This is a genomic window from Mycobacterium sp. TH-M11, assembly GCF_057473725.1.
Genome location: NZ_JBYCLD010000499.1, coordinates 1 through 4,616, shown reverse-complemented (window position 1 = coordinate 4,616; position 4,616 = coordinate 1). Strand labels below are relative to the sequence as shown.

At 64.6% G+C, this 4,616-nt stretch carries 4 protein-coding genes and 1 pseudogene; 4 read left to right on the top strand and 1 reads right to left on the bottom strand.

From position 1 onward, the window contains the following. The 3 genes and pseudogenes from AC2VOG_RS19155 to AC2VOG_RS19145 all read left to right on the top strand — a co-directional run. A partial coding sequence (locus tag AC2VOG_RS19155) for a zinc-binding dehydrogenase (protein WP_486941408.1) occupies positions 1–860 on the top strand: 860 nt, incomplete at its 5' end. A gap of 327 nt (positions 861–1,187) precedes the next feature. Further along, entirely contained in the window at positions 1,188–1,382 is a 195-nt protein-coding gene (locus tag AC2VOG_RS19150) for a hypothetical protein (protein WP_486941407.1), read from the top strand. Next, positions 1,298–2,647: pseudogene (locus tag AC2VOG_RS19145) on the top strand (carboxyl transferase domain-containing protein). The gene AC2VOG_RS19150 and the pseudogene AC2VOG_RS19145 overlap by 85 nt, the downstream one beginning before the upstream one ends. Positions 2,648–2,666: 19 nt before the next feature. Here AC2VOG_RS19145 and AC2VOG_RS19140 read toward each other — a convergent pair. Continuing rightward, positions 2,667–3,707, bottom strand: a complete 1,041-nt coding sequence (locus AC2VOG_RS19140; RefSeq protein ID WP_486941406.1) for a TIGR03857 family LLM class F420-dependent oxidoreductase — start codon at positions 3,705–3,707, stop codon at positions 2,667–2,669. A 263-nt stretch (positions 3,708–3,970) separates the two neighbouring features. On the opposite strand from AC2VOG_RS19140, the gene AC2VOG_RS19135 reads away from it, so the two are divergent. Next, complete coding sequence (locus tag AC2VOG_RS19135) at positions 3,971–4,579, top strand: PaaI family thioesterase (protein ID WP_486941405.1); 609 nt, start codon at positions 3,971–3,973, stop codon at positions 4,577–4,579. The last annotated feature ends 37 nt before the right edge of the window (positions 4,580–4,616 follow it).

The window sequence follows — 4,616 nt, the reverse complement described above, 5'->3', positions numbered from 1 at the left end:
TCGCGGTCTGCGGCCAATGCCGTTGGTGCGCAACCGGAGCCGAATACATCTGCGATGCCGGCATCGGCACCATGATCCCGGGCATGCCCACTGACGGAACCTTCCGTCATCACACCGCCGACGGCCGGGATCTCGGCCACATCGCCAAGGTGGGCACCTTCGCCGAACACACCGTGGCATCCACGAGATCGCTGGTGAAAATCGAGCAACATCTGCCGTTGGCGCCCACCGCGCTGCTGTCGTGCGCCATACCGACCGGTTACGGCTCGGTGTCCAACCGCTCCAACATGCGCGCCGGCGACACCGTCGTGGTGATCGGCGCCGGCGGCATCGGCACGGCCGCCATTCAAGGCGCAAGGATAAATGGGGCTGCGCAGATCGTCGCCGTCGATCCCGTTGATTTCAAACAAAAGTCGGCGTTACGGTTCGGCGCGACGCACACCGCCGCAACGGCCGAAGAGGCAATGGATCTGGTGCGGGGTCTGACCTACGGCCTGATGGCCGATGCTGTTGTCGTCTCGCCGTCGTTAGTGAGCCGCGAAGACGTCCGCGATGGGGTGGCTTTGACCCGAAAGGGCGGTACCTGCGTGCTGACCGGGATGACATCGCAGCTGACCCAAGCGGTCAAGATCAACTTGCAGGAATTCATCCTGATGAACAAGACGTTGGCGGGCACCATCTTCGGCTCGTGCAATCCGAAGGCCGACATCGACCGATTGGCCAAGCTGTATCAGAGCGGGCAACTCATGCTCGACGAGATGATCACCCGGCGCTACCGCCTCGACGAGATCAACGACGCCTACGCTGACATGCTCAACGGTGAGATAGTCCGTGGCATCATCGATTTCGAGTTGACATAACCTGAGTTCGCCGGCCCCGTCACGGCGGTGAGCACTCGGTGGACTGCCGGGATCTCACCATTTCCGAACTGCGCCACTTGGCACCGGAGTTGGCGGCGCTGGCCGTCGATATGCCCGGCCACGGCGCCGGTCGGCGGTCGAACAGATCGAGGCCGCGGGTGTGCGCGAGATGATCCTGGCGGCGTCGCGCCTGCCCGTGCCGGGTTCAGCGATCGTCGATACGCTCGTCGGTCCGCTGGCCTGGTACATACGGCGGGCCGTCCGGCTGCGCAACCCTCCCGTGACATTAAGCCGAATGCGCTGAGCGCGTTGATCTTCTGTAACGGCTTGAGCCGTGCGCAGCGCTGCTTCACCTTGTCGCGGATTCATAAGGAGGCCACCACGATCATCGCCGAGCCGGTCGATCGCAGCGACCTGCCCGACGATGGTCCACGGACCTGGATCCTGACCCTGCGCGATCACGCGCTCTTTCGGCGCACACAGTTACGCAGCATCGCCGCGCTGGCGGCGTGCAGACGCTGATCCCCATCGACACCTGCCACGACCTGATGATCAGCGAACCGCGACTGCTGGCCGAGATTCTGATTGAGCGCTGTATGGCATCGCAAACCACTTGCGTCGGCGGCGAGACCGCGGCCGACGGCATCATCGTCGGGTCCGGCTTGATCAACGGCTCACCGGCGATGCTCGGCGCCGAAGACTTCACCACGCTGGCGAGGGCGCAGGCTTTCGGCCGACCGGTGGACATTACGGGCGCTCCCCAACCGATCTGCTCGCTCAGGCGAAATGCTCGGGCCGGGTCCCGACCGTTGCCGCGGTGCTGGGCCCGTCGGCCGGTCACGGCGCGCTGGTGGCCCCGGTGTGCGACTTCCGGATCATGAGCAGCCACGGCGCGATCTTCACCGCCGGGCCGCCCGTCGTCAAAGAGTCGACCGGAGAAGACATCTCGAAGGAAGACCTCGGCGGACCCGATGTCGCGCTACCCAGCGGGTGATCCACAACATCGGCGACGACGAGAGACCGTGCTCGACGACATCCGCCGCTACCTGTCCTACTTCCCTTCCAGCGCATGGTCATACCCGTCGCCGCGGCCCGATGACGAGACCACGACGCCACGGCCGACACCGGAGTTGGTCGAGATCGTCTCGCGCGACAACCGCCGGAGCTACAACATGCGTGCGGTTCTCGACGTGGTCTTTGACCAACCGGATTGGTTTGAGGTCCAACCGCGGTTCGGCAAGGCGATCATCTGCGCGCGGGACATCTCGGCGGGCATCCGGTCGCGGTGGTGGCCAACCAGCCTCAGGTGCTGGCCGGCTCGATCGACGCCGATGCCGCCGACAAGGCGGCGCATTTCATCACGGTGGCCGACTCATTCCATCTGCCCATCGTGTTTCTCGCCGGCGGCCGCATGTTCGTCGCGCAGACGGTGGCCACCACCATCAAGCTGCACGTCACCCTGCGCAAGGCGTACGGCTTCGGCTCGATGGTCATGTCCCTGTTGAGTTTTGACGGTCAAGGCGCGACGTTCGCCTACCCCGGCGCGACAATGGGCGCGATGAGCGCAGCAGCCCTGAGCAAGGCGTCGCATGCCGGCGACGACCTCACCGCCAAGCTGCGCGACCCCGAACTGCAGGCGTCCTACCGCTCAGCCGAGCAGATGGGCTTCGACGAGTTGATCGATCCCCGCGAAACCCGTCATGCGTTGGGGGGCCGCTTTGCGGAGGGGCCTGTCCAGTCGGCAGGCCGCGGCCGAACCGGTGGCCCGCACCGCGATCATGCCGTGACCGATCGTGCAGATGCGTTCTACCCGGTCGCTCGATACGCCGTCACGATCGGTTCGAGTTCGTCGGGGGTCGCGCCGTGCATGATCACCGCATCGGCTCCGTAGTCGAATTCGCTGCGGATTCGGTCGACGCACTGCTGAGCCGATCCGGTCGCCGATGGCTCCAGCCAGTCGTCCGGAATCAGCGTCGCGATGTGTTCGATTTGGTCGGCCGTCGCCTTGTGGTCGATTCCGCCGGCGATCGATGTCACCACCGAGTCGGCCCGAAACCGCGCCAGCACAGCGGGATTCCAGTTGTTCGTCCGCACCAACAGGTCGCCGTAGCCCTGAAGGTAGGTGGCCAGTCGTGCGACGGTCTTCTTCAGCCGCAGCTGTTCGGGCAGATGATCGCCGACCGTGGCGAAACACGACCAGACTCGCACGCTGTCGGGATCGCGACCGGCCTTCTCCGCAGCGTTCTTCACCGTCTTCACGCAGCCCTGCAAGGTCTCCGGGGTGAAATAGGTGTGCAGGATGACGTCGTCGAAGGCCCGGCCGCCCAATGCCAGTGTGTGGGGGCCGAAGGCAACCAGGGCCAGCCGGATGTCCTCGTCGAAGTCCGGATCGAGGAAAAGGACGGGGTAGGAACCCATTGGGCCGTCGTGGTTGAAGATCACCTCGCCGTGCCACAGCCGGCGCATCACCTGGGCCCAATCCTCCATCTGTGCGGTCGTGACCGCCGGAATGCCGAAAGCGCCGTAGAGCGCCGCGATACCGCGCCCCACGCCGAGAGTGAAGCGGCCACCGGACAACCGGTGCATGGTGGTCGCCCACGATCCGGTGATCAACGGGTGTCGGGTGTTGTGGTTCGTTGCTGCGGTGGCGATCTGCATCCGACTGGTGACCGCACATGCGGCGCCGACGAGCGAGGACGCTTCTTTGACATTCCAGCGCTCGGAGATGAAGGCGGTGCCCAAACCCAACTCCTCGCCGCGGCGGGCCTCGTCCATCAAGGTTTTCGGACCCTCACCGCCGGCTCCCGCCAGCAGGTAGTAGCCCAGTTCGTCAAGCGGCCTGTTCAACTTCAAACTCCTTGCCTATCGATAATCTCGCGGGTCGTGCGGAGTGCGGTGCTCACTCAAATACTTCAGTGGCGTCTACGTCAGTTACGTCACGCAGGAATCGTTCGGTGACGTCAGATACTTTGCGTGAGAATATGTGGCCGACGTGGCTGCCGTCGTACCAGTACCACTGCCCACCCCATCTGTCCTGTAAGGCGTTCGTCGGCTCACGCATCGCCATCCGAGCTGCTCCGTACGTGGGGCCGGCCTGATATGAAGACTTCGTGACCGACACCCGAGGTGGCTTTCCCGACGTCCGACCTGTCGAAGACGCGCCTGCGGAGTTGGGCCGATACATCGCGGCGCTGCGCCGTTTGCAGGATCTGACCGTCTCCACCAACCCGGGCGGCGCATTGTGGGCCGACGCGGCCGATCACCTCGAAAGCGCATGTGCGATGTTGGACGGCCACCAGGTTCCAGAGACTGGCATCGTGGCCGGCCGGGTGCTGAGCATTCCGGGGCTGGCCCATCCGCTGATGCCGCCGTGGACGGTGACCGGCTCGGGAGCTGACGGCGTCACGATGACCGGTCACTTCACCCAAGCTCACGTAGGCGGCAACCGAGCGGTGCACGGCGGCATCATTCCGCTGCTGTACGACTGGCTGTTCGGGATGACGGTGACCGCGGCGGGCATCCGGCCGACGCGGACCGCGTTTCTGCACGTCGACTACCGCAAGATCACTCCGATCGACGAGCCGCTGCAGGCCCGCGGCTCAATCACCGAGATCGACGGTAGGAAAGTTTTCATAGAGGCTACTATGACATCGGCCGATGGCGCAGTGCTCAGCGAAGCCAACGGCTTGATGGTTAGCTTGCTTCCGCACCAGCCGTGAGGGTTCAGATGTCCCACAACGCAGTCGAATTCACCGT